Source organism: Lactiplantibacillus herbarum (assembly GCF_001039045.1).
GTDB classification, from domain to species: domain Bacteria; phylum Bacillota; class Bacilli; order Lactobacillales; family Lactobacillaceae; genus Lactiplantibacillus; species Lactiplantibacillus herbarum.
The window spans coordinates 8,236-33,957 of sequence record NZ_LFEE01000042.1; the positions used below are offsets into that span (position 1 = coordinate 8,236).

General features: G+C 44.0%; 24 protein-coding genes, 1 pseudogene and 1 riboswitch. Of the genes and pseudogenes, 7 read left to right on the top strand and 18 right to left on the bottom strand.

Annotation, left to right across the window (positions count from 1 at the left end; translation table 11 throughout):
• The first annotated feature begins 1,031 nt into the window (after positions 1-1,031).
• The gene (locus ACG95_RS12650) at positions 1,032-1,952 is read left to right on the top strand and encodes an aldo/keto reductase (protein ID WP_048000878.1); all 921 of its coding nucleotides are present in this window, start codon (positions 1,032-1,034) and stop codon (positions 1,950-1,952) included.
• 292 nt (positions 1,953-2,244) lie between these two features.
• On the opposite strand, the gene ACG95_RS12655 is transcribed toward ACG95_RS12650, so the two are convergent.
• Positions 2,245-2,502: a YdeI/OmpD-associated family protein gene (locus tag ACG95_RS12655; protein WP_048000879.1), complete on the bottom strand. Its 258-nt coding sequence runs from the start codon at positions 2,500-2,502 to the stop codon at positions 2,245-2,247.
• A gap of 189 nt (positions 2,503-2,691) precedes the next feature.
• Between ACG95_RS12655 and ACG95_RS12660 the strand changes: the two genes are divergently transcribed.
• Positions 2,692-3,117: a hypothetical protein gene (locus tag ACG95_RS12660; RefSeq protein WP_048000880.1), complete on the top strand. Its 426-nt coding sequence runs from the start codon at positions 2,692-2,694 to the stop codon at positions 3,115-3,117.
• Positions 3,118-3,302: 185 nt separating this feature from the next.
• Here ACG95_RS12660 and ACG95_RS12665 read toward each other — a convergent pair whose 3' ends face one another.
• Entirely contained in the window at positions 3,303-4,970 is a 1,668-nt protein-coding gene (locus ACG95_RS12665; RefSeq protein WP_048000881.1) for a BCCT family transporter, read from the bottom strand.
• A 742-nt stretch (positions 4,971-5,712) separates the two neighbouring features.
• On the opposite strand from ACG95_RS12665, the gene ACG95_RS12670 reads away from it, so the two are divergent.
• Together ACG95_RS12670 and ACG95_RS14645 are read left to right on the top strand one after the other, a co-directional pair.
• On the top strand, positions 5,713-7,503 hold the full coding sequence (locus ACG95_RS12670; protein ID WP_048000882.1) for a heavy metal translocating P-type ATPase: 1,791 nt from the start codon (positions 5,713-5,715) through the stop codon (positions 7,501-7,503).
• A 51-nt stretch (positions 7,504-7,554) separates the two neighbouring features.
• The gene (locus tag ACG95_RS14645; protein ID WP_173425522.1) at positions 7,555-7,731 is read left to right on the top strand and encodes a hypothetical protein; all 177 of its coding nucleotides are present in this window, start codon (positions 7,555-7,557) and stop codon (positions 7,729-7,731) included.
• Positions 7,732-8,059: 328 nt separating this feature from the next.
• On the opposite strand, the gene ade is transcribed toward ACG95_RS14645, so the two are convergent.
• Positions 8,060-9,766 carry an adenine deaminase gene (ade, locus tag ACG95_RS12675; RefSeq protein ID WP_048000883.1) on the bottom strand — a complete coding sequence of 569 codons (1,707 nt, stop codon included), beginning with the start codon at positions 9,764-9,766 and terminating at the stop codon, positions 8,060-8,062.
• A gap of 92 nt (positions 9,767-9,858) precedes the next feature.
• A riboswitch (purine riboswitch) is annotated at positions 9,859-9,957 on the bottom strand.
• A gap of 194 nt (positions 9,958-10,151) precedes the next feature.
• Here ade and ACG95_RS12680 point away from each other — a divergent pair.
• Positions 10,152-11,267, top strand: coding sequence for an SIS domain-containing protein (locus tag ACG95_RS12680; RefSeq protein WP_048000884.1), 1,116 nt, complete (start codon positions 10,152-10,154; stop codon positions 11,265-11,267).
• A gap of 64 nt (positions 11,268-11,331) precedes the next feature.
• Here the strand turns inward: ACG95_RS12680 and nhaC are convergent, their stop codons facing one another.
• Both nhaC and ACG95_RS12690 read right to left on the bottom strand, forming a co-directional pair.
• Positions 11,332-12,774, bottom strand: a complete 1,443-nt coding sequence (gene nhaC / locus ACG95_RS12685; RefSeq protein ID WP_048000885.1) for a Na+/H+ antiporter NhaC — start codon at positions 12,772-12,774, stop codon at positions 11,332-11,334.
• A gap of 544 nt (positions 12,775-13,318) precedes the next feature.
• Complete coding sequence (locus tag ACG95_RS12690) at positions 13,319-14,233, bottom strand: alpha/beta hydrolase (protein ID WP_048000886.1); 915 nt, start codon at positions 14,231-14,233, stop codon at positions 13,319-13,321.
• Between the two features lie 205 nt (positions 14,234-14,438).
• Here ACG95_RS12690 and ACG95_RS12695 point away from each other — a divergent pair, with 205 nt between their 5' ends.
• Positions 14,439-14,939 (top strand): phosphatidylglycerophosphatase A family protein, encoded by a 501-nt coding sequence (locus ACG95_RS12695; protein WP_048000887.1) that lies wholly within the window; start codon positions 14,439-14,441, stop codon positions 14,937-14,939.
• Positions 14,940-15,071: 132 nt separating this feature from the next.
• On the opposite strand, the gene ACG95_RS12700 is transcribed toward ACG95_RS12695, so the two are convergent.
• The 9 genes from ACG95_RS12700 to ACG95_RS12740 form a co-directional block, all read right to left on the bottom strand.
• Complete coding sequence (locus ACG95_RS12700; RefSeq protein ID WP_048000888.1) at positions 15,072-15,482, bottom strand: Spx/MgsR family RNA polymerase-binding regulatory protein; 411 nt, start codon at positions 15,480-15,482, stop codon at positions 15,072-15,074.
• Between the two features lie 195 nt (positions 15,483-15,677).
• On the bottom strand, positions 15,678-16,052 hold the full coding sequence (locus tag ACG95_RS12705) for a DUF488 domain-containing protein (RefSeq protein ID WP_048000889.1): 375 nt from the start codon (positions 16,050-16,052) through the stop codon (positions 15,678-15,680).
• Between the two features lie 238 nt (positions 16,053-16,290).
• Complete coding sequence (locus ACG95_RS12710) at positions 16,291-16,614, bottom strand: hypothetical protein (protein WP_048000890.1); 324 nt, start codon at positions 16,612-16,614, stop codon at positions 16,291-16,293.
• 93 nt (positions 16,615-16,707) lie between these two features.
• A complete protein-coding gene (gene mutY / locus ACG95_RS12715; RefSeq protein ID WP_048000891.1) occupies positions 16,708-17,808 on the bottom strand; it encodes an A/G-specific adenine glycosylase in 1,101 nt (366 codons plus the stop codon).
• 218 nt (positions 17,809-18,026) lie between these two features.
• Positions 18,027-18,392: a hypothetical protein gene (locus ACG95_RS12720; RefSeq protein ID WP_048000892.1), complete on the bottom strand. Its 366-nt coding sequence runs from the start codon at positions 18,390-18,392 to the stop codon at positions 18,027-18,029.
• A gap of 35 nt (positions 18,393-18,427) precedes the next feature.
• Positions 18,428-18,934 (bottom strand): putative immunity protein, encoded by a 507-nt coding sequence (locus tag ACG95_RS12725; protein ID WP_048000893.1) that lies wholly within the window; start codon positions 18,932-18,934, stop codon positions 18,428-18,430.
• Positions 18,935-19,168: 234 nt separating this feature from the next.
• Entirely contained in the window at positions 19,169-19,612 is a 444-nt protein-coding gene (locus ACG95_RS12730) for an Hsp20/alpha crystallin family protein (RefSeq protein WP_048000894.1), read from the bottom strand.
• A gap of 97 nt (positions 19,613-19,709) precedes the next feature.
• The gene (locus tag ACG95_RS12735; RefSeq protein ID WP_048000895.1) at positions 19,710-20,048 is read right to left on the bottom strand and encodes a hypothetical protein; all 339 of its coding nucleotides are present in this window, start codon (positions 20,046-20,048) and stop codon (positions 19,710-19,712) included.
• 155 nt (positions 20,049-20,203) lie between these two features.
• Positions 20,204-20,386, bottom strand: coding sequence for a hypothetical protein (locus ACG95_RS12740; protein WP_048000896.1), 183 nt, complete (start codon positions 20,384-20,386; stop codon positions 20,204-20,206).
• A gap of 125 nt (positions 20,387-20,511) precedes the next feature.
• On the opposite strand from ACG95_RS12740, the gene ACG95_RS12745 reads away from it, so the two are divergent.
• Positions 20,512-21,150, top strand: a complete 639-nt coding sequence (locus ACG95_RS12745; RefSeq protein WP_048000897.1) for an SDR family oxidoreductase — start codon at positions 20,512-20,514, stop codon at positions 21,148-21,150.
• A 105-nt stretch (positions 21,151-21,255) separates the two neighbouring features.
• On the opposite strand, the gene ACG95_RS12750 is transcribed toward ACG95_RS12745, so the two are convergent.
• The 4 genes and pseudogenes from ACG95_RS12750 to ACG95_RS12765 form a co-directional block, all read right to left on the bottom strand.
• Positions 21,256-22,164: a DMT family transporter gene (locus tag ACG95_RS12750; protein WP_048001003.1), complete on the bottom strand. Its 909-nt coding sequence runs from the start codon at positions 22,162-22,164 to the stop codon at positions 21,256-21,258.
• 204 nt (positions 22,165-22,368) lie between these two features.
• Complete coding sequence (locus ACG95_RS12755; protein ID WP_048000898.1) at positions 22,369-23,067, bottom strand: VIT1/CCC1 transporter family protein; 699 nt, start codon at positions 23,065-23,067, stop codon at positions 22,369-22,371.
• Between the two features lie 25 nt (positions 23,068-23,092).
• A pseudogene (locus ACG95_RS12760) lies at positions 23,093-23,769 on the bottom strand (VIT1/CCC1 transporter family protein).
• Between the two features lie 152 nt (positions 23,770-23,921).
• Complete coding sequence (locus ACG95_RS12765; RefSeq protein WP_048000899.1) at positions 23,922-25,601, bottom strand: IS1182 family transposase; 1,680 nt, start codon at positions 25,599-25,601, stop codon at positions 23,922-23,924.
• Positions 25,602-25,722: the final 121 nt, after the last annotated feature.

The following is a 25,722-nucleotide window of genomic DNA, read 5'->3' on the forward strand; positions in this document are numbered from 1 at the left end:
AGTTAAGTTTAGGTTGTCGCCGTAATGCTAGGCAACTTGCTTCACCAGTTGGGTCGTTATCGAGACCGTTTCAAGTAGCAGCGTTATCGGTCTAACGGAATTGTTAGATGTCTGAACGTCAATCCTTGAATAAACGATAACCGCAGTAGAATCAATTGGTATTGAATAAGTTTAGGCTATCGCTGTAATGTTAGATAGCTTGTACCAACAATTGGGTCGTTATCGAAACCGTTTTGAGCGTCTGTGTTATCGGTCTAACGAAGGTCCTGAATTACTGTTAGATGCCTGAACATCGATTCTCGGATAAACGATAACCGCAGCAGAATCAATTGGTATTGAACAAGTTTAAGTTGTCGCCGTAATGTTAGGCAACTTGTACCACCAGTTGGGTCGTTATCGAAACCGTTTTAAGTATCAGTGTTATCGGTCTAACGAAGGTCGTGAGATCCCGTTAGGTGCCTGAACATCGCTTGAATAAACGATAACCGCAACAGAATCAATTGGTATTAGATTGACGATTTAGTTTTAACGATATTAGTTAGAAACAAGGTGTCACCGATGACCAGTTGTTAGCTCCACATACCAGTTCCATTGTAGGCTCAGGTATTGCAAGTTTAGACGGAGGTGCATGTCTGTTATAAAGACATTCCAAAGTGTTAAACGTGAGTCTGACTTTCGTTAAAACCCGTCAGACGAGTCGCAATCAAGTAAAGAATTACTTTTGATCGACTACAGCAGATAGTTACAGTAAATACGGGTTAGTCCGTTAGAAGTTGGACACGCGTAAAATTGAATAGCATGAAGGTGTATCGTATTAACAAAGAACAATTTTTACTTGCTAAGCAGGATTATTCCTCATAAGTAGAACTCAAGTTGAGAAGCCTTGGGTTCTATTTTTTTGTGTCAATAAATGCTATTTTCAGCACTCACACCCCGCTAGCAGCTATCAGTATCCTTACAATCAACCGGTAACCGTTTACATAAGTTTTATAAAACCGTATACTAAACTTAAAATAAGGAGGTTTTTAACATTGAAAACCATTAATTTAGGTAACAGCGGCATAGATGCCTCTGCGGTAGCACTGGGGATCATGCGCATGGACGCCCTCTCAGTTGACCAAGCTACTAAGGTCATCGACTCAGCGGCCGCTTTAGGCATCAATTACGTTGATTCAGCGGACATTTACGGCGGTGGTCAATCATCTACGATCTTCGGTGCCGCCCTTAAAAAAGCCAGCGTGAACCGCGACCAACTCTACATCCAATCTAAGGGTGGCATCGTCCCTGGCAAACGTTACGATTTTTCAAAACAACATCTCATTGAAGCCGTTAACGGCGAACTCGAACGCTTAGGTGTCGACTACTTGGATAGTTTCTTACTCCATCGTCCCGACGCTTTGATGGAACCAGAAGAAATTGCCGAAGCCTTTGATGAATTACAAACCAGTGGTAAGGTTCGTCACTTTGGGGTTTCTAACTTCAACCCCCTGCAAGTGGATATGCTACAGGCAGCCCTTAACCAACGGCTAATGATCAACCAACTGCAATTCGGCATCATGCACACTGGCGCCATCGACTTTGGTCTCCACACCAATATGCATGATGACCGCAGTATCAACCATGACGGTGAAATCATCGAATACAGTCGCCTACACAAGATGACTATTCAAGCCTGGTCACCTTACCAATATGGTAACTTTGCTGGTATCTTCTTGGATAATCCTAAGTTCCCAGAACTGAACGCAGCGATGCAGACGCTTGCCGACGAGAAACACGTCACAAAGAGTGCGATCGCAACGGCGTGGATTCTACGCCACCCTGCTCACATTCAAGTTATTTTAGGCACCATGAATCCAACCCACTTAGCTGAAAATGCAGCGGGAGCGGATATCGACCTGACCCGTCAGGAATGGTATGACATTTACTTCGCAGCGGGGAATGATTTGCCTTAATGCGAAGAGTGTGAAAGCAGGCGTCCAGGAATCGAGCATAGCCTAGGATCAGTAATGATGGTGTACTTGGCCATCGTTGCTGATCCGTAGCTAAGCGGAGAGTCCTGCCTGCTTTCACACGTTTCGACTATCAACATATGCAGCGGTACTAAAAAAGATTACGACCAATTAGCTGTCGTAATCTTTTTTGCTGCGTTAAAACCCCAATAGTACGAAATACGTCCCAAAAGCCAGTCGCACAGAACCCGATTGAAAGCCCCGATCACTTAGCTTACTAGGTTATGCCCAGCAGCTAATCCGCTTTGTGCGCACTCTTACTCGTATCATACGCCCGTTTTGACTTAAACCCAGCCCGAAACACGGTCTTCATCACTTCAACGTGGCGTTGCTTAGTTGCTTCTGCTTTGGCACCAAAGATAAAGCGGGCCCACTCACGCTGATACCCTGGCGTTAACGCCTCAAAAAATGCGTTCAATTCTGGATCATCGGCCAATAATACTGCCACCTGGGGAATATAAACTTTAAACGAACTTAACGGTGCTGCACTCATCTCGATAACCTCCTGATTAGTTTAGGTTAAGTTTAACGTAAGAACCCAAAAATCCCCAATAATTCAAGCTTTTATATTTCGGATTTTTGCATAATTGCGCTATCATTATATTATGAGTTTTAATACACTAATTAAAATATAACTAACTGCTATCACAATCAGCCTGTTATCTTCAAGGGGAGCCCTGCTATGCCAAAATTTGATATCAACCTCATCAGTCCCGATCGCGCTAAGGCGATGCTGACCGAGTACAAGGAACAACGTAAGAATTCCGTCCCACATTTAGCCCATCCTGGTCGCTATCTGTTACCCGACTATAAGCTAACTCGGCGTCGGGCTGCGTTTAAGATCGTCAAGCATACCTTCTTAACACCACATTACAAATCTTACGTTGCCATGGACTCCGACAACGGTCACACACTCTGGTTCCACAACTTCGGTTCCTTAACAGAAGCCCTCTTCTGGTTAGAAACCGGGTTAAAGATCAGCGATACCGACTCCCACTCTAACTACAAAGATTGGGTTACTAGTCACACAGATGAAATCGCAGTCTACAAAGATCTCCTGCGTGAACAGAAGCATAAGCACCCCGCTAAAAAGAAATTAAAGAAGTAACTAATAAAGGCACCATCAACACGTCAAAATGGCGTATTGATGGTGCCTTTTTACTTTTTTATCCGAAACGTGCGCCAGCAGGCAGGGAACTCCACTTAGCTACGGAAGTCAAACGATTGAAAGACCCAATCATTCGCCTTCCTAGGCTATGCTCGGTCCCTAACCACCTGCTGGCCCACTCTACTCTAATTCGTTTCCTGCGTCGACTTCCGTGCGTTTCGACGTTCACGGGCATAGTCCGTCTTCGTCGTAATCTCCACGTCACGTTCTAATCGTTGACGGCGTGCCAATGCAGCCGCCTTCGCATTATTCTTCGCGGCTTCCTTAACGGGATCAGTCGTGAGGTCATGGTGAATCGAATAGATTAAGACCATGGCTGCCGCCGTTAAGGGGAATCCTGACATCGCACAGATTGACTGAATCGATTCAAAACCACCGACCGTCACTAGTCCTAATGAGAAGATCAAGAAGATAACGACCCAGCTCATCCGGTTGAAACGACTAGGTTGTTCACCAGTCGCCAACTGTTTACTAGTAAACGACGCCGTGATAAACGCAAACGATGATACCGTTGTGGCTAAGAAGATGAAACATGACAAGCAGTATAGCGCTAGCATAATCATCTTCAGTGGCAAGGTTGATAGTACCGCCGCAATGACAGCCGCCTGTCCCTGCGTATTTAAGATGTGAACCAAGTTAACGATTCCCATCCGTTGTAGGTACAGTGCATATCCACCCAAGACTGCGTAAAAACTGACACAGCCTAGTGAGCCCCACAGCAACATCCCACCTAAGACTTGGCGAATCGTCCGTCCACGAGAAATCCGCGCGATGAACAATCCCATGACTGGCATAAATGATAACCACCAACCCCAGTAGAAGATCGTTTGGCGTTGCATGGCCGTCGCGTGGCCATTAGGTGCCGTATTCGTACTTAAACTGACAAATTTATTAATAAATAGACCAATACTATTAGTCTCTGAATTCAAGATATATAACGTAGGGCCCACGATTAACACAACGACTAAGAAGCCAATTGCTAACCAGACGTGGGCGGCACTCAAACGGCCAATCCCCTTCTTTAGGCCATTAAAGACAGCCATCGCAAAAATAACGAAGAGTAAGGCAAAGAGTCCGAGTTTTAATGCCATGGTATCAGGAACACCCGTCACGGCACTTAAAACTTTAGAAATAACGGGGATCTCCATCCCAACTGAAGTACCGACACCACCCATAATCCCAATAATAACGAAGAAATCAATCACATTCCGCGTAATTTGTTTGGCGGTCCCAGGTCCTTGTAAAACTGAAATTGCGGAACTTAGCCGCTGAACTTTGGCGTGTTTAACATACATCGCGTAGGCAATCGCAATTGTGGCTGGCGCAAACATCATCCACGCCATTGGGCCCCAGTTGAATTGTCCAAGCATGTGCGCATAATTATATGCAGAAGTTGAAAACGGCTTAACGCCGAAGGAAGGGCTTTGCAGATACCGCAATGGGTCGACCATACTCAACATTAAGATGCTGGCATCGATCCCAGTTGCGTACACCATACTACCCCAGTGATACGTTGAAAATTCGGGTTTGTCATCGGGATCACCTAGCTTGGTTTTCCCTAGCTTGCTGAAGCCTAAGTAAATGAAAAAGATAAAGTTGATAACATATACCGACATGTAGAGCCAGGTCATATTATTTGTGAGCCAGTTCAAGATGCCACTTAAACCAGTTTCGAGGGCGTGCCCACCCGTTAATAATACGATAGAAACCACCACGAAGAGACCAATCGTTGGTAAATATACCCACCAATCAATATTCTTACTTTTTAAAATAATAAACCTGCTACTGAGCATATACTCTCTATATTAATTACATATTCGTGGTTCTTCCTGCCATATGGTAGTCCCCACGCGTTAATTTCCGACTAGCAATCGGTACACACCTCCGAGTTAATCCTCGAAGCACTCAGTACCCTGACTTGATCAGGTTTGACCGGCTTTGTCATCCGCATTCTGTTTGTGCTAACACAAAATCAGTAGCAGAATTTCCTTCTTTCCATTGGTTGAATCCGGATAACGCCATACTGACAAATGATCTTTAATTGCATAATCGACGTTGGTGTTCATCTGATAGCTAGTGTTTCTAACCAGTGATGCCTAAGCATTACCGTCGTCACACCACGTAACGATTAATGATGACACTGCTCTTACTAATAGATAACCCCCCTGAATAATCAGATAAAACCGCCATTGATCAGGTATTTTAATATACAAAAAAACGCCTGAGACTGGGTAACAAGTTACCACCTGTACAGCGCGCATAGGCTTATACAAATGCCGATTTCAGTATTTTACTGATATCTGATATTCAACTATAAGTATACTAGTATTATATTAGAAGTAAAATCAACGAATTAGCGGCCGTTAACCCTGGTATGTTAAGCCTACCAACGATTTGAAATCCTTTTCATTTGGAAAAATTAAAATATTTAAATCTCAATTTAGAACCATTCTTATCTATTTAAGTTAACTTACTTTCATGTTATCCTTATATTAATCAAAAAAACGGTTACAACATTTAGAGGAGGGGTTCTGAATGCGTCACTACTATAAATTAATGTTAACAGTCAGCGTCGGCCTGCTTGCCATCATCTTACAATTTGGCTTGCACCAGCAACTAGCCGCCCAAGCAATCATCACATTCATGGGAGCCATCATGGCATTATCCATGCTAATTGAGATGATCAAGACTTTGCGTTCAGGCAAGTACGGCGTCGATCTACTCGCAATCACCGCGATTGTCGCAACCTTAGCCGTCAGTGAGTATTGGGCAGGTCTAGTTGTGCTCATTATGTTGACTGGTGGCGACTCGCTGGAAGACTACGCTGCTAAACGTGCCCATACTGAATTAAAAGCCTTGCTGGATAATTCCCCACAAACGGCACATCGCCTCATTGACGGGCAACTAACCGATATTGCTGTTGAAGATGCTGCTGTTGGCGATCAGCTAGTCGTCAAACCCGGTGAACTAGTTCCTGTCGACGGTCATTTGATTCAAGGCGTCGCCCTCTTTGACGAATCCTCATTAACTGGTGAATCGAAACCAGTTGAGAAGAACATCGGTGATGACTTGATGTCCGGAGCCGTTAACGGTGACAGCGCAGTTACCATGATTGTTGATAAATTAGCCATCGATAGTCAGTACCAACAATTGGTTAAACTAGTGAAAGAATCAGAAGCTCGTCCCGCCAAGTTCGTTCGCTTAGCAGATCGCTACGCCGTGCCCTTCACCTTAGTCGCTTACGTCATTGCTGGCATCGCATGGGCACTTAGCGGTGATCCACACCGGTTTGCGGAAGTGCTGGTCGTAGCTTCACCGTGCCCACTAATTCTGGCCGCTCCGGTGGCAATGGTTTCAGGCATGAGTCGAACTAGTCGTAACGGTATCGTAGTCAAGACCGGAGATATGCTTGAGAAGCTCTCAACGGCTAAATCAGCGGCGTTTGATAAGACCGGGACAATTACTAGTGGTCAACTAACTGTGGATCAGATTATCCCTCAGGCAGGCTTTACAGCTGATCAGATCTGTCACTTAGCCGCCAGCGCGGAACAGAATTCCAGCCACATTCTCGCCCGCTCACTGGTCAAATACGCTAACGACACCCCATTGAGTACAACTAGCCACCTTGAAGAAATAACTGGTAACGGGGTCATAGCTACCGTCGATCAGCACATCGTCAAAGTTGGCAAATTAAAATTTGTGGCACCAGATACCACTCAACAACCACTCGCGACTACCGCTATCTACGTCGCTATTGACGATCAGTACGCTGGCTACATCACGTTTATTGATAACGTTCGTCCTGAAGCCGCGACCACCCTACAAGCATTACACACAGAAGGCGTTCACAATGTTATGATGCTTACAGGAGATCAACAGGCCATCGCTGACAAGATTGCCGCAGATGTCGGTATCGATACCGTGGCAGCTGACCTGTTACCCGCCGATAAGATCGCACATTTAAAAGCCATCCCAGCAGCAGAACGACCAGTTATCATGGTCGGTGATGGCGTCAATGATGCTCCGTCACTCACCGTAGCGGACGTTGGAATTGCCATGGGCGCTCACGGATCAACTGCGGCCAGTGAATCCGCTGACGTCGTGATTCTCAAAGACGATCTTAGTCGGGTCGTCACTGCCATTAAAATTGCCAAAGATACGATGCAAGTCGCTAAACAATCCGTGTTAATTGGGATCGCAATCTGTACGATTCTTATGTTGATTGCCAGTACCGGTATCATCCCGGCTCTATTTGGTGCGATGCTTCAAGAAGTCGTCGACACCGTTTCAATTCTCTGGGCTTTGCGTGCATTACGCGACCACTAATCAGGATAATTTATACTCGCACCACCAATCGAATTAAGGATGTGATTCACAATGCCCGAATGGCTCTTACGCTGGTCACAATCAGCGCTGACGTTTGTAATTGTCTTAACATTAATCTCCGTCGTACTCCTCAATATTCCACTTAGAGAAGCAATCGTCGTCAACTTCGCCTACATGCTCGTTACTTTCATCTTGGCGTGGTACCGCAGTCGCAAACAGCAGCAATAATAAAAGGACTACTGAACTAACGTTAATTCGCTAGCTCGGTGGTCCTTTTAGGTTCACTGAAAATACTGACACGCTTTAAAACTTAAAACTCGGTACAACTTTCGCCTCCAGTGGTCAGTACTAGCTCAGCTGTGGGGACTGGTTCAAGCCTGAGAAGCAGTCTTGAACCTCGCTTTGACCATCGGCAGAATACGCCACCTTCACAGCACCACTAGTACTATCCACTTCCGGCTAGACTGGTTTACGTGCAGATAATCACTTTTTATTTAGGAGAAAAATAAATATGAACTAAGAATGTAGTAATTGAACTGAAATTAAGCGGAGCGGCTTAAATACTGATTGATTTGCTTTGTTCATCCTTAGACGTTGTTCGCTCAACTGCAATCAAATCAAAACTAGCGTAGTCAAACAAGCCGCGAGCCGTTAATTTGAGTGTTGGAATTACTGGTAATGTCAAAAATGACAGCGTGATGAACGGATCAAATGTCATTGGCCGTTCACTGATTTGCTGATAGGCCCTCTTCAGGTCAGCTAATTGGTCCGCCGCAACTTGATAGCTAGCAGATGACAGTAAACCACCAACTGCTAACGGCATCGTGGCGAGAATCTGCTGGTCATCACTGACGGCAATCCCACCATTGGTTGCCGTAATCTGGGCGATTGCACGTAGGATGGCTTCATCGCTGGTTCCAACAGCCACAATGTTATGAGCATCGTGAGCAATCGTTCCCGCTACGGCGCCATGCTTTAATTGGAAACCATGCACCAGCCCCACACCGACCTTACCAGTATTGTGATGGCGTTCAACCACCACCATCTTCAAGATGTCTTGGTCAGTATCAGCTTCAAAATTGTCACTCGCTGCAACTTTTTCAATCAAATGATCCGTTTCAATATGATTGGGTTGCACGCCAATCACGTTAACGTCACCCGTCAACAGTGGGAGTTTGAAGTCTGCTAACTTGGCATGTTGTTGCACCTTTGTCGCTGTGAATGGGAGTGGCTTGGTAGCTGTCTCCGTAGCCCACTGACCACTCTTCATCGTCTTAACCACCTGAACTTGTTCCAGGTTATCCAGTACAACGAGATCGGCTAGTTGCCCAGCTGACAACCGCCCGCGATCCGTTAAACGGTGGGCTGTGGCGCCATTAACGCTAGCTAAAGTATAGGCAAGTGCTGGCCGCATGCCACTTTTGATTGCTAACCGGACGTTATAGTCGATCGAGCCTTCCGTCATCAGATCACTGATGGTCTTATCATCCGTACAAAAGGCAAAGCGACTCGCATTAGCTTCCGTCACCGCACCAATCGTCGGCAATACGTCACGTTCAACGGTACCCTCCCGTAAGAAAACGTACATGCCAGCTTTAACCCGAGCTAACGCCTCGTCAACGGTCGTACACTCATGATCAGTGTCGAGACCAGCGTTACGCATCACATTCAGTTGATGAGCGTCCAAACCCGATGCGTGCCCATCCGCATGATAACCATTATCATAGGCGTCCTGAATCTTAGCTAACGTATCGACATCGCCCCGTTCAACCGCACCGTAATCCATCACTTCAGCTAGACCTTGAACTTCAGGCTGTTGATACAGTGGGCGTAAATCTGCTGCGTGTAAGGTCGCCCCGTTGTCGTCAAACGGCACACAGGGTACTGATGATGGGAGCATAAAACGAACATCCAGTTGTGTTTGGCGAGCATCATCGATTAAGTACTGGATACCGGCCGTCCCAGCAACATTTGCTAATTCGTGGGGATCGGTCACAATTGTCGTCACACCGTGCTGTAACAGCACTTTGCCGAGTTCACTCGGTGTCACCATCGAACTTTCCATGTGAACGTGGGCATCAATCATTCCCGGAACGATCCACTGACCACTAGCGTCAACGCGCTCAGTCGCTAGGTACGGTGCTTCCTTCAAGTTACTGATAATGCGACCATCTTTAATCCATAAGCTCGTTGCTTCAAATTCACGCGTATTAACATTTAATACCTGTGCACCTGTAATCACCATATCAACTGTTTTCGTCATCTTCTGCTCCCTCTCACCTGTTCAGTCTGTGTCATCTGCTTAGCCTACGGAGAAAGCAGACGGGTCCACACGGCAAATTAAGCAGTGTGGACCCGTCGACTCAATTCGCTTATAGTCCAGTGTTTACGGCACTGGGTAGAAACTCGCCATCCATATCATGGCATTATATAGGCAATTTGTTTACTTGATAAATTGTTCCTTACTTTACCAGCCTTTTCGTTAGGGCGCAACCCTCAATCTGTAAATTGAAATTAGCATCAGGTATTAACCGCGCCAGCTGCTTTAAATTACAAATTAAAATCATCGCCATAATTTATGTGACTTTTGGTTCTTTTATACTCGCAATTAGGCTAGAATTAACAATGATATTTTTTATAAGGAGCTGATACTTTTGATGATGATGAATAACCCGACGATGTTGTCATACATCCGCCGGGAACAACCCGTTTTGGAGCGACTATTAGCGAGCTACCCTAAACAGATTACCGCAGCCCTAGCTGATGCACCCCAACAAGCCCAGCGTTGGTTAGTGCTCGCCAGTGGTTCAGGTATTAACGCCGCAAACAGTGCGCGTTTTTACATGCAAAAAATTGCTGGCCTTCAGGTGACAGTGATGGCGGCCGAACAATACTTAGCCTACGAAACGGCTGATCCTAACGTTGACGTGATTATTGGCGTGACCCTAACTGCCAGCGATGCAACCCTTCAAGGTGCCATCGAAAAAGCTAAGGCAGCGAGTCAAGCACACACGATTATGCTGACTAACCAAAAAGGCACCGAACTAGTTGAACTCGCCGACGTCTCATGTGATCTATTAACCGGTAAAGAAACGATTCCGTACATCACACTGAGCTTTCAGGCTATCGTGCTCGCTTTGATGCTACTAGCCCTGCGCAGCGCTGAAAATCAGGGCTTATTAGACGAGCTCACTATTAATCAAGAGTTGGACGAATTAGGGTTCTTGATTGAAAGCATGACCCACACGGTCCAACAGGCCAACGATTTCTACCGTAAATTCACGATCGACTTCACTAACGCACCAGCCTTTAGCGCTATCGGTGCTGACGTTTTAGCTGGCACACTCGCTGAAATGCAGTCGAAGTTCCCCGCCATCTTACGGGTACCGACCCATGGCTATTCATTAACCGAATTCACTTCGAGCGGCTTTATGGGCGCTCACGAAAATCATCGTCAGTTTTATATCGAACTTGAGACCAATTCAACTGACATGGATGGGTTACAAGCCGTTAAAACTTATGAATCACGGCTAACGCCCCACATCTACACTATTAGTTTGACGGGGGCTGATCCTGAAATTGATGACGAACAAACGTTACAATTAGAAGCCGTCACCGATCCATATAAAGCACCATTAATCGCCATTATTCCGTTCCAAGTACTGGCCTGGTTCATCGCTAAGTCACGCGGTATTAACTTGAACCATCCCCGTTTTGCAGATTTTCAATCAACGATTAATCCTGAACAAGCTAGTCAAAACTAATCACAACTAAAAACATCACCGGTAGTCGCGCTAAATTTCAGCGGTCACTACCAGTGATGTTTTTTTAATTACCTTGAACTTCGGTCGCTACCATACCGTCATGCACTAATCGACTATCTGACGCGTGTTTCAGGTGCGCCACACCAACTCCAGTAAACCCACTAATCACGGAAATAACCGGGCAAAGTAGACTGAAGAAAGCGAATGGCAAGTACTGAACAGTTGGTACACCTAAAGTAGTGGCTAAGAAGACCCCACCAACACCCCATGGCACGAGGTAATTGATGACGGTCCCGCCGTCTTCCAACACTCGGCCCAACGCATTACCAGCTAAACCACCGTCAGTGAAAGCTTGGCGAAAAGCCCGCCCTGGCAAGATAATCGATAAGAACTGTTCACCAACGAAGACGTTGACCCCGATACAGGTTAAGATACCCGCTAGAATTAGTTTGCCGTCACTATTTAAATGCTTAGCAACCGGAGTCATGATCTGATTGATCAGCCCGAATTTCACCAGTAAGCCACCTAATGACAAGGTCACAACGATTAACGCTACCATGCTCATCATACTGACAATCCCACCACGTGATAAGAGCGTGTCGACGCTAGTATTACCAGTCTTTGAAACAAAGCCTGTGTTGATAATTGCAGCTAACTTAGTCATTGATAAGCTAGGTTGTTCGAATAGAATCAGACCAGCGGAAACAAAGATGTTCAGTAACATCGTGGGAATCGCTGGCATTTTGAAGCCGGCACAGATAAAGACCAGAACGATTGGTAATAGTGACAACGCTGAAATACTGAAGTGACCGTTTAAGACGGCAACCATCTGATCAATCTTAGCCAAGCTAGTGCTCGTATTGCTGTGACCTAAAATGGCGAATAAGCCTAATGAGATGACACCGGCAGGTAAGGTACTCCACAGGATGTGTTTGATATGCGTAAATAAGTCGGTATCAACCACGGCCGATGCTAAATTGTTAGTTTCTGAAAGTGGTGATAATTTATCGCCAAAGATCCCACCACTGATAATGGCACCTGCGACTAACGCGGGGTTCAAGTTCATCGTGACACCCATTCCGAAGAAGGCAATCCCGACCGTTGATGTGACGGTAAAGGCACTACCGACCGCCGCTCCAACTAGCGTGCAGACAATGAAAACGGATGGTAGGAACCACTGAATATTGATAATCTTAAACCCAATCACCATCAACGTTGGGATCGTCCCCGCAGCAATCCAAGTTGAAATCATGGCACCGATTAAGATAAAAATGAAGATCGGCACGATGCCTTTATCGATACCTTCTTTGATTCCAGCGTTAACAGCCGTCCAAGGAAACCCGCGCAGCATGGCCCACGCCGTCACGACACCCATTGCCAGTAGTACTGGCACTTGAGGTGATAAGCCAAATCCAATCACGCCTAGACTCATAATTCCTAACACAGCTAACAAGACGATGACAGCTTCCAAAGTATTAACTTGTGGTTCACTCGTCGTTTTTTTCATTATTCAAGCACTCCTTAGATTAAAACTAGTTCCGTAACCAACCGTGACCGTTGTTTTAATATCGTGCTAACCCACCACATCGTTTACTCGTCATCATTCTCATCCTCTTCATCAAAAAAATCGCCCCCATTGTTCATTAAGAACAACAGGGACGATTAGACTAGTCGCGGTACCACCCAGGTTGAGGATTAGCTACTAATCCCCCACTCACTAGAAGATAACGGTTCTAGTTATTACCCGTTCAACTGAAACTCGGTTACCGTATTTGGACCACAGTTCCTGCCCGGTTCGCAGCAACCACCGGCTTCCTGACACACAGAACTGCGTCTACTTGATGTAACGTTCGACGTTCACTTATTAACTTGTGGTTAACTTTACCACCACGTTTTCTAATCGTCAAGCAATAATTTAATCTTATTTTAATTTAAGCCGGTTTTATTTAAGTAGCACGCTTTCTAATTCATACTAGCCTGTCCTAACTGATCAGCCAAAAAAGCTTGTTCAATCCTAACTTCTGTTAAGACTGAACAAGCTCATAATCGCATTACCAGAGGAACGTGATCAATTTATTAGCCACACTAGGATTCTGATTCAACGCACAGTGTGCTGCATCCGATCCGCTATAAAAGGCTTCCTGATACTGGGAGAGTTTTCCTCGTAACAAATACTGGACTGAACGTGCCGAAGCGACGCCCACAAAACCGTCATTGTTATACCCCGTATCGGTATCGCCATAAACGTTCAGCAACTTAACGTGCTTAGGAAAATTATTCCGATAACTCAACATTTCGGTAAAATGCTTCGTAAATCGTACTGGTTTGATCGCCAGCCGCTTCAATTCAGTTTCGGTCTGCGTACTGAGAAAACCCGTCAAACCATCAAATGGTCCCGCAATCGTCACCATCTTATTCAACGTTGGCGTCCGTTTGTCATGACCGTATTTTAGAGCCTGATTAACAATATCATTCGAACCCAGCGAATGCCCGACCGCGTTATACTTAGTGACGCCATACTTGGTCTTCAGCTGCACTAAGACTTGGTGTAACCAGTAAATCTGAGTCTTCTGTGAAGCGTGACTGTCCTGAAAGACAATCTGCACCATCGGATTCTTGAGTGACTTATTCCAATATCCTTTGAAAGCCATCACACCATTTTTATAGACGTGAACGACTAGTGCTTTTTGTGCTGCACCGGTTCGCTCCGCCTTATTGATCAAATAATTGGTAGAGTACGCCCCACCGTTATAACCGTGTAAAAAGACCGTCGCCGTCCGTGACTGCTGATACTGATTGCTCAGTACCCGGTCCGATCCCGATGTCAATTGGCTGGTCACTTTTGTAATCTTCGGATCGTTACGCCGGGCACCAATCAGAACCACCGCTGTGCTGATTATAAAAGCGAGCAGTGCAAATTGCAGCACCGTTCGATATCGTTTCGCCAAAATTATCGTACCCTTCATCTGTTTAACATACCTACTTATTTTACTCGTGTAAACGTAAATAACCAATGGTCGATTTCACAGGTTGGCCACTACGATTTTTAAATAAAAAAATTCGTTATTTAGGGAACTTTATTCATACTAATTTAAGCACTACTCACTATAATGGAATTAACGGGTTAAATAACTTTAACCCAACTAATACATGCAATTATTGGAGGGCCTCATGGAAAAACCAACGTTTAAGTATCCCGACAAAGCCGCGTACGATTTTGTGACCACAGCACTGACTGCTAAAGGCATCACCGCGAACGAAATTGCTAAGATCACTTATAACTTACAGATCAAATACGTCCCTAGCTTGACCATTGAAGAATGTGAACTAGAAACTCAGGAAGTATTGCATAAACGCGAAATCCTCAATAACGCAATGGTCGCACTTGAACTGGACCGTTTAGCAACTGCCGGCCAGCTGAATGAACCTTTGCAGACGATTATTGCCAGTGATGCTGGCGTCTTCGGTGTTGATGAAGGCCTCGCACTCAACATGGCCAATATCTACGGTACTATTGGTGTGACCAACTATGGATACGTTGATAAAGTTAAAGAAGGTATCATCGAGCAACTCGACACGGATAAATCAGGCGTTGTTAACACCTTTATTGATGACGTCGTTGGTGCAATTGCAGCAGCGGTTGCGGCTAAGATTGCACATAAATACGCTTAATTTCAGCACTAATTCTAAACAGTAAAAAAGCGTCAGTTACCTGCTCTCATCAGTTTATGATGGCAGATAGCCGACGTTTTTTATTCACAATCTACTTTAGAAACTACGACAGTGTCTCTCAACTCCGCCGTCTTAAGCCATTTGATGTTGATGCTGGGCCATTTCTTGCATCTTCAATACCCGTTGATCACGTGGAATAAACATCCGAATCTCATCTTGATTAAAACCACATAATAGGCGGTGGTCATCAAAAATAATCGGTCTCCGTAACAACTGCGGTGTCTGACTTAGTACCCGTACAGCTTCACTTAGCGACATATCCTCAATAGGGGTTGTCTTGCTAAGTTGATGATAAGCATTAGATTTAGTACTAATCAAATCATCAATACCATTATAGGTATACTGCAATAAATGTTTAATTTCAGTTTCAGTCAGCGGCTGTGCATTCATATTACGTTCATGGAACGGAATCCGGTGCTCAAGTAGCCAGCGGTGGGCCTTGCGACAACTTGCGGTACTAGGTAACACACATAAGTTTATCATAAATATATCCCCAATCTTGCTTGCCTAACAGTGCGCTCCCCCATCATTGTGCACTGTAATAGTTGACGTCATTAATTAACAACTTAATAATAGCAAAACCGCCACCTAATTGCTAGCGTTTTCAAGAAATAATTAAAATAATTTGATTGGCGCAGTTTATCGTAACGCTTAGCTACAACTATGAAATTACTCATATTAAAAGATTGATAAATCGCCCTTAGCCACTAGATAGTCGCGTAGAACCACTGCTTGATTATGCTGCTCATCCTTCGCACCATATAATAAAATGACATTAGTTTTCTGTAATTGTACCGTAATTTTAGCTACTAATTCCGGCGTTAGTTTGTTAAGCTGTAGCTCTTTCTGATAGCGGACCACAAACTCTGGATACTTTTCAGGATCGTGATCGAACCACTGGCGTAACGCCGTTGATGGTGCAATTTCTTTGACCCACTCGTCCAGATGAGCATTCACCTTAGAAATTCCACGAGGCCATAGACGGTCAACTAATAACCGATAGCCATCCAAATCAACTGGTTTCGTATAGATTCGTTCTAACTTCAGTTGCATCTTATCATCTTCAGTCTTTATATTTTGAGCACCTAGTTTTGTACAAGTTTAGATGCTATCTTATCGATAAGTTCTCGGTAACAACTTCTTCTCTATTATATCGCAGTCCCACAGCTATGCTCATCTTATCGTTACCACAATATCTATCTTTGTAATAATTCAAAAAAATCGTTATTAAAGCTGCAACAAACAGGTTGCAAGCTTCAATAACGATTTTTTGTACAACTAACTTTTTTAATTAACCTTCGCCCACAACAACTTCAACCTGCCCGCGTTTGGGAGCGAAGTTGATATTGTAGATTGGCTCACGCAATACTTTTTCATATTCTTCCAATACATCTTGTGGTAATGGCGTGTGGGCTGCCAACGCTTGGATCAAATCATCAACGGAGTACACGTTTTCCATGTCAATGAAGATCCGCATGTTACCAACCACATCGTTTAGTAGTTCCGTCAAAATAGCGTTGGGTTTACCATTGCCATCCGTCACCACAATCTGATTGCTGTCGATTTCCTTATGATCAATCTTTGTTAACTTAACGATATCAAATATGTTTAACATTTACGACCCTCCGTTAAATAATATTAATTTGGCTATATTTTACCACATCCACCACAAATTTGAATGGTGGATATCATCTACTTGTTATGCCAACTAACGAGCCGCGTACCGCGTGAAGAGTTTCTCCTGTACTTTCGGCATCGGTAACTGTTGGCGTTCCGCTAACGTCACCGCACGGCCGGCAAAGTATGATAGGTCACTCGTTTCAACCTGACCATCGAATAACTGAATCGACCACTTCTGATGCGTAAACGTATGACTGACAGGCCGACCCGCGACTAATTTAGCCGTTAGCTTTAACTGGTATTCACGTTGAAAATACGCCTGAATCGCTGCTAGCAAATCTGCCGGTTGATAATCTTCCTCTAAATCGCGCTCCTCAACTGGAATCAGTGGCACCGTCCACAGATTAGCTAACATTCCGGTACTAGGCCGCTGCACCATCAACCACTTTTGATCCATTTGGGCTAATACTGCCACGTAAGCTACCAGTTTTGGCCGCGGTTTTTTAGTCTTAACCGGATAGACCAATTCTTCACCATCAAGATAGGCCTGATTAAAACGTTTGACCGGTGAATTTTCTGTATCCGGTTGGCGCGCCGTCATGTAACTGGAACCTAGATCCATAATTGCTTGATTGAAGTCACCCGGACGATCTTCAGGAACAATCCGGGCAATCGCTTGTTCAAATATAAGTCGGGTTTGTGGTTTGGCAATATCCGCATCAATCTTGAGCAACCGACTGAAGACTCGGTAAGCATTACCATCCACGGCTGGCACGGGTTCATTAACCCCAATGCTGGCAACCGCCCCCGCCGTGTAAGGTCCAATACCGATCAACTCCGTCAGTTCTGCCGCTGTCTGGGGCCATTGCCCATCGTAATCCGTTAATAGTTGCCGTGCACATCGTTGCATATTACGGACGCGCGAATAGTAGCCTAACCCCTCCCAAGCTTTTAGCAGTTGGGATTCTGGTGCTTCAGCTAGATCAGTTACGGTCGGGAACAAGCCCATAAACCGTTCGTAATACGGAATCACGGTCTGTACCTGCGTCTGTTGCAGCATAATTTCTGATACCCAGACGTGGTAAGGCTCATGATCACGACGCCAAGGAAGGTCGCGACCTTCCTGATCAAACCAAGTTAATAATGTATTTTGAAAATCTTTAATAGTCGCTGCGTTCCATTCAATCATTATTTCTCCTCCAGAGAGTGTGACATCAAGCGTTTAGGGACTGAGCATAGCCTAGGTAGGCTAATGATTGCGCTCTTAGCAGTCGTTGGACTACCGTAGCTGAGCGGAAGGTCCTGCTTGATGGAGCACGTTTAGAGTGTGACACCAAGCGTCCAGGGACTGAGCATAAAATAAAAGAGCTTGGGGGTTAGCCCAAACTCCACTTAATGTTTAACTCATTAGTCCAACGTATTAGCAAGGTCGACCAACGTCTTTTCGTAATGATCAGTAACACTTTCATCTTGAAAATCAGCATTGAACACCGCTAAGGTTAGATATTCAGGATATTTTAAAATGACTGTCGCTAGTTGTTGATTAATTTCAGGGTACTTATTATCTTCATTATTTAAGATATCTAAACTAGCTTGATAACAAACATTTGCTAAGAATAAATAATCGATAAAGTAATTGAATCCCGGTTCATTCTTTAATTTAAACTGCGCCTCAACATCCACCGTTGACGAAACGTTCGTTAGATACTTCGTCACGATTTCCTGATACTGACGTAACAACTCCGTTTTAGCTTCTGCGTGTACTACTGCCATAAAATAATCCCCACCTGTTCTTATCTCTATGGAGATTATAGCATATGACGCAATCCTCGCTGCATATTTGCGGTTAATTGAGCCAACTGATCGTATTGCCACTGGCGCTCAGCGGTAACCGCTGCGGTGTCATTTGGCTGAGTTAAGTTAATTAATTTAATCGCTTGATCCGATGCTCGTAACGCATTCTCATCCGCATCAGCAGAAGCAACTGCCCACTGCACACAATCCAAGGCTGCCGCACCAATTGAGCTGGTACTAGCCGTACTCAATTTAGAAAGACGCGCCACTGCCTGATGAACCTGATAGCCACTCACCAAATTAACTTGCCATAGCTCGTTAGCATCTATCGCTAACCGTAGCTGCCGATCATACTGTTGTTGATTATCCACATAGTGCAAGGATTTCTTGGCAATAATCAACGCCCATTTAGCCAACTGTTGTTGTGAAAGGTCACCAGTCAAAGCTTCGATTTGGCCCCGTATTCCAGGGTCATCGTCAATCTCAATCTTCGGGTGACTCGGTCTAAAACCTTCCGTCATCACGCATTCCTACTTTCTTACTAATCCAATAACAGGACAACTTCAAACTATCAATTATTACTATGAATAATAATAGAGTTAAATTGTACCAGAAAATCAGCTAACATGTAGCTTATAGCTTTCAAATTTTACAAAAAATTCATCAGTCAAAGAAACCGTTTACTAACGACTAATCAATAATATAAAAGGAACCTAATCCCCGATATCTACTGGGGGACTAGGTTCCTTCATTACTTACTGAATTTCAATATGATGTGTATCTGCTGCAGCTTGCTTTGGTAACGTTAAATGCAAGACGCCGTTCTCATAACGAGCATTGATCTTGTCAGCATCCACGTCAGGTAAAGCGTATTGACGACCAAAACTACCAGTCTGGCGTTCACTCGCAATAACATTGCCTTCAGAATCACTTTCATCGCTAAAACTGTCACGCTTAACAGCGATTGATAAAGTACCATCGCGATACTTCAATGCGATATCTTTCTTATCGATTCCAGGGACATCAACACTCATCGTATACTGTTCGTCGGTTTCTTTAATGTCCGTTTTCAGCACGGAACCATGACTGCCAACGTTCAAGACTGATCGGCCAATACCATTAACCAAATCATCCATCTTCGTCCAATCATTAAGTCGATCAAATAAGTCATTGTGCCAGTTCATCATATCGTTAGCCATTATATCTACACTCCTTCTATTTGTTTACATCTTTTATCTTAATCGCTTTACTGATAAATGCAACAATTTAGCACTCGATATATCCGAGTGCTAAACCCTAATTTACTTGATACGTCTGCATATCCACTGGAATCACGCGCACCATCTTATGTGGTGTAATGGTTATTGCTTGCGTTGCTGCTCGGGTTGGCCATTTCGATGCTGGTAGATCAGCTAATTCCAATCCCACCAACATGCGAATTCGATCTAAGATATCGGTAACTCCAAACGCATTATTCCCCTGATTAAACGAGGTTTGTAACATATTAATTTCTACCTGTAACCGGTGGTCGTGAAAACTAAAGGTCACCGGGACATACACTAATTGGCTAGTTGATAATTGCTCCTGCGCCAACGTCGTATCCAATTGAGCCATAAATGCTGCAAATTGATCCATCCACGTCACCCCCTTTAGTTATGTCACATTATACTGCAAGCCCTACCAAACAGCCATCGTTATGCGATTCTTCCCAAAAAATATTATTATCCTGATACATCAAAAAAGAGCCTGAGATAAAATCCCAGACCCTTGCTGAAAAAATACGTCAGCAATTAGTTATTGGCTAATTTCTTAGCATCTTCATCGAGTGTTTCAAAACCGGAAACACCGCTCTTTTGCTTTGGATGCTTTGCACGTTCTTCTTCGGCTTTTTGAATCATAGCCTTTTTTTGTTCCTTGCTAAGCTTTTGTGCCATGATAATCGCCTCTTTTATAATGACCAGCGAACTATTCATCCGCTACAACCTCATTATAGGTCTAATTTCCAAAAGTGGCACAATTTTGTTTAGTTTTTTTGAAACTGCTTACTTGCATTCTGTAATTATAAAGTTTACAGTTAAGTCGTTCAGGAGGGGATTACATGACAAAAGTACTAATTCTCGGCGCCGCTGGCCAAATTGCCCGCTTAGCCGAACAACAATTTTTAACTGATACGGATAATGAACTAACACTTTACTTACGTAACGCAGACCGGGTTGCCGATCTTAAGTCTAACCGCGTAACCATCATTGAGGGCGATACGACAGATGGTGCCCGCCTCACTACTGCCATGGCAGATCAAGATGTCATTTACGCTAACTTAGCTGGGCAAAACATCAAGCAACAAGCCCAAACTGTCGTTAACGCAATGCATGCTGCTGGTCGCCAACGGCTCATTTGGATTTCAACCCTTGGTATCTACGATGAAGTTCCTGGTAAGTTCGGCGAATGGAACAACGCAACGCTGGGAGATTACCTCACCCGTTACTATGCTGCCGCTGAAGTCATCGAAAATTCTGATTTAGATTACACGATTATTCGTCCAGCATGGCTGACTAATCACGATGAGATCGACTACGAGACAACTAAGAAAGGCGAACCTTTCAAGGGAACAGAAGTCTCTCGTCAAAGTATCGCGACTTTAGTTGTCAAACTGACGCAAACACCTTCTGCCGGCATTCGAGAATCACTTGGCGTTAACAAACCTAATACTGATGGCGATAAACCAGCTTGGTATTAAGCCAATACTAAATATTACCTAGATTTAAAACTAAAAATTGCGCATTGATCCGGTTTAACCCGTAATCAATGCGCAATTTTTTTGATTTTCTATTATTAACTAACTCTAAGCGTTATCCGGTTCACTACGGTATTGTTGCAAGATATAAATCGCAATGATTACGAGTGCTGAGCCTAGAATTTCTACCCAGCCAACCTGTAATTTCAAGAAAATAATACTTAAGATAAAGGTCACGACTGGTTGCACGGCATCCACGATACTAACCACCGCGGACGGTGCGTATTGCAAACTATGCAGTAGTGATAAGAAGGCGAAAATCGTCCCGATTAAGACGATGGCACCGATCGATGTGACTAAGGTTGGCGTAATTTTAGGTGCCCCAACCCAAACCGGATGATAGAGGTTGAACAACACGCCTGCTATCAGCGTTCCCCAGCCTAAAACAACAACGGGCGAGTTCTCCACAACAATCCGTCGAGGCAGTACCACGTATAGCGCGGCCGTAACCCCTGACAAGATCCCCCAAATCAAGGCATCCGTTGGAATAGCTAGTTCATGGATATTCCCCTTAGTAATCGCAAGAAAGACCCCTAATAGTGAGATTCCAAATGCCACCAGATCAGTTCGTAACGGCAGTTCCCGTTTGAACAACAGCGTCCCTAACACAATGAATAGTGGACTTAAATACTGTAGAATCGTGGCCGCAGCCGCTGTTCCCTTTTCAATACTTATGTAGAAAGTGTACATATTCGCCATCAGACCAATCGTCGCGTACGCCACTAATTGACCAACCGAAGCCCAAGACTTAAACACGTTAAAAATCTTGGTTCCCTGCTGAATAAACCCAATGGCCAACAGAATGATCCCAGCGGAAAGTGTCCGTACAGATAAAAACCAATCGGCAGGAATAGCTTGGTTCTGTGAGACAAACTGCATGACCGTCCCGGAGATTCCCCAGAGCGTTGACGCCAGCATTGCCCACATAATACCCTTCATATAACGGTTCGTTGTCATATTTTTCAATTTAACTCTACCTCAATTTAATTAATGGCAATATTATACCGAGACTTAATTAAAACTTCCTGAAAATTTGCGACCGACTTTCAGGGATTCAAGGAATCAGTCGTAACTATTTAGATGAGTAATTAATTTTTATTACAAAAAAATAAGCGTGTCGAGTTTTCTCTAAACACACCCACTAATATCATTTATTAAAACCTAGAATAACGTTCCGACATAGTAGTGAATAAACATCGTAATAATCCCCACAATGACGTTACGAATCACTGCTGTCTTGACGTTGCCTTTGCCCAATACCGCAGATAGGAATCCAGTCAGTGCAACCGCCACTGAAACGGCGACGATGGTTGCTGGCCACTGCCAATGCGTTGGTGCAAAAGTCATCGCAAACAGTGGAAAGATTCCACCAGCCGAAGCTGAGAATAGTGATGCAAAGGCTGCGTCCCACGGATTCATGTAATGGCCGAGCTGCATATCGTACTTCACACTGACCATCGTTTCCAACGGCTTCTTAGCTAGTAAGTCCTTTGCGATTGCTAGTGAGGTTTCCTCGGTCACACCCATTGTCATGTAATGCCGCTGCACCGCATGAACTTCCCCTGCAAAATCAGTCTTCAGTAATTCACGTTCTTTCTCAACAACTGCTTTTTCGGTATCCTTTTGCGTACTAACCGAAGCATATTCCCCAGATGCCATTGAAAAGGCGCACGCTAGTAAATCAGACAACCCCGCGATAAAGATTGTAAATTGGTTAGTCGTCGCAGCAGCCACACTGAACAGTACCCCGACAACCGTCAGAATACCATCATTGGAACCCAATACGCCGGCTCGCAACGAGTTAAGCTTTTCATCCATCGTCTGCTTACTCTTAGTTGATTTCGTTTTTATTAATTGCATAGTCCCGCTCCCCTTGACCCATCAGTTAGGCAAATAAATGACCAATAAAGTACGTTACAAGCATTGTTAGCAACCCGCCACAATATTACGCATGACACCCTGACGCCGGTTAGCATTCCCTAACATGGCTGCTACGTACCCCGTAATCGCTAGCGCAATTGCCACTGCGATTACGGTTGCCAACACTTTGATCCGTGGTGGGAAGAAAGTAATTGACACTAGTGGCAGAATTGAGCCGGTAGGAAAGGCAATCATTGAAGCAATCCCCGCCGCATACGGGCTAATAAATTGATTAGGATTGAATCCATAACGTTCCCGCACCGTCGTTGTTAGTGCATCCTCGGCCATCATTTCCTGCGTCGCCTGCCGAGCTAACGGTTCACTGATCCCTTGCTCAACGTATTTCTGAACGACCATATCAGCTTGTCCATCGTAATCGTCAGCCAATGCTGACCGTTGCTTATTGATTGCCATTTTTTGTGAATCCTTTTGCGTATTCACGGAGACATACTCCCCCATTGCCATGGAAATCGTACCAGCTAACATCCCAGCTAATCCTGAAATCAGGATTGAAAAGCTATTCGTAGTTGCCCCCGCAACACCGACAACAATCCCAGCAACTGATAAAATACCATCGTTAGCGCCCATGACACTCGCTCGTAAAACATTGACTCGCTGTGCTAAAGACATCTTCTGTTTCATAATGCCGCCCCCGTGACTACTTTATAATCATTATTACTTAGTAAATGTTATATCTTTTATTGAACAAATGCAAGTCCGAGCTAAATTTATTTTTATATAAGTTATGTACACCTAAACCCATAGACTAGTTTACCATCATTTTGTTTTTACGGTTAATTAAGATTGACAACTAATTGCATCCAAAAAGAGGCTGTGACATAACTAGCCTTCACAAAAACAAATGAGACAAGAAACCAAATTTTGGTTTCTTGTCTCATTTGTTTTTGTCTTTTGTTCTTAAAGCCGGCCCCTAACGTGACCAGTTTCATGATGTTTAATGCCATTATTACGATTCCAGCTTCTTTTGTGACTTTCTCAAGCCCGCGTACAGAGAATCGGTTAAAACGCAAAGAAGCCTTCATCTTACCAAAAATTGGTTCAACATCAATCTTACGTTGTGCATAGATGTTGCCAGTTTTTGGAGCTGAAAGTAGTTCTCGTTGTTTGGCTTTGAAATATTCCCAAGCCTCATTCACTGAGACCTTCCGAAGATTACCTTTTGGCGTTAACGCCGCCTCGATTGGGACATGATTCTCGTCGTACTTTTCGGCGACGTACTCTTTAAAGTCACGTGTGAAGCCATATTTATCGGTTCGTTTTCGGTAAGTATTGAAGTTAAATCGAACACCATTTAAATCAATAAAATAGTCATCCTGAACATGGTAATCCCAATTCATGACCTTACGATCATCACTTTTCCATTTACGACTATTTTCTTTAAGCATAGTTCCATATGGAATTAATGCTGTATGACCGCTTAAATGATCTTCTAGATACCGATAATTGCTTTCTGATCCGTAACCAGCATCAGCTACGATAGTTGATCCTAAAGTATGATGTCGTTTTAAATGTTGTGTAAATTTTTTAAGTGTCCGCGTGTCAGTTGGATTTTGAAATAACTGATACCCCGTGATGAATTGATTGCTTGTGGCGATTTGAAGATTGTATGCTGGTTTTAGTTGTCCGTTCATCATTGGATCTTCCTTTACTCGCATAAAGGTGGCATCATGGTCAGTCTTGGAATAGCTATTGCGTGAACCATAAATAGACTGCTGTACCTGATGCTCTCGCATTTTATCCCGTTTCTCATCCAAATGACGCTTTTGTGATTTCAGTGTTCGCCGCTGCTGTTTAGCTGGATTAGGTGAGACCTTAGTAGTTGCTGCGACCTGTTGGTCCAGCACCATCAAATGGTCCTCAACTTTATTAATCATACTATCCAACAACTCAGGTGTTAGGTCTGACTCGGCTGGGATTTCTCCAAGGATCTTTGCGGCATGTAGTTCTCCTAAAAGCTCAATCAACTTTTCTCGATTCATTTTATCAAAACGAATGGTATTCTTTTTCCAAACAAAACTATATTTGTTGGCATCGGCCAAAATCTTAGTTCCATCAATAAATGAAACATCCTCGATTAAACCACTTTCACGAAGAAACTTCGTTAGTTGTGACAAACTATCCTCAGTTAAAGTTGTAAGTTCATCAGAAATTCGGAAACGGCAGATTGTACGGTAAGATGGAAACTGACCTGCAACCAGCCAATCGGCTGGTTTATTCTCTCTGGCAAACTGTTCAATTTTACGACTACTAAAAATCCCATAACTGTACGCTAAAAGAACCAATTTAAGCATTGCTCCCAAATCGTATTCTCTAGGTCGGCCAAATTGATACTCATATTTAAGCTTAAGATTTTCAACTAATCGATTTATGTATTGTGCGGGATGATTTTCTTCAGGAATGTAGTCTAATGCGATACTCAAAGTGGTTTGGTTCATGTTATAATAATTTTGCATATTTGGAATGTCCTTTCGGGGATAATTTCGTAGAGTATCGGGTGCGACCGATGCTCTTTTTTTATTTTCTATTATATCAAAAAGCAGATCTGTAAAAATCCGAAGATTTTTACAGATCTGC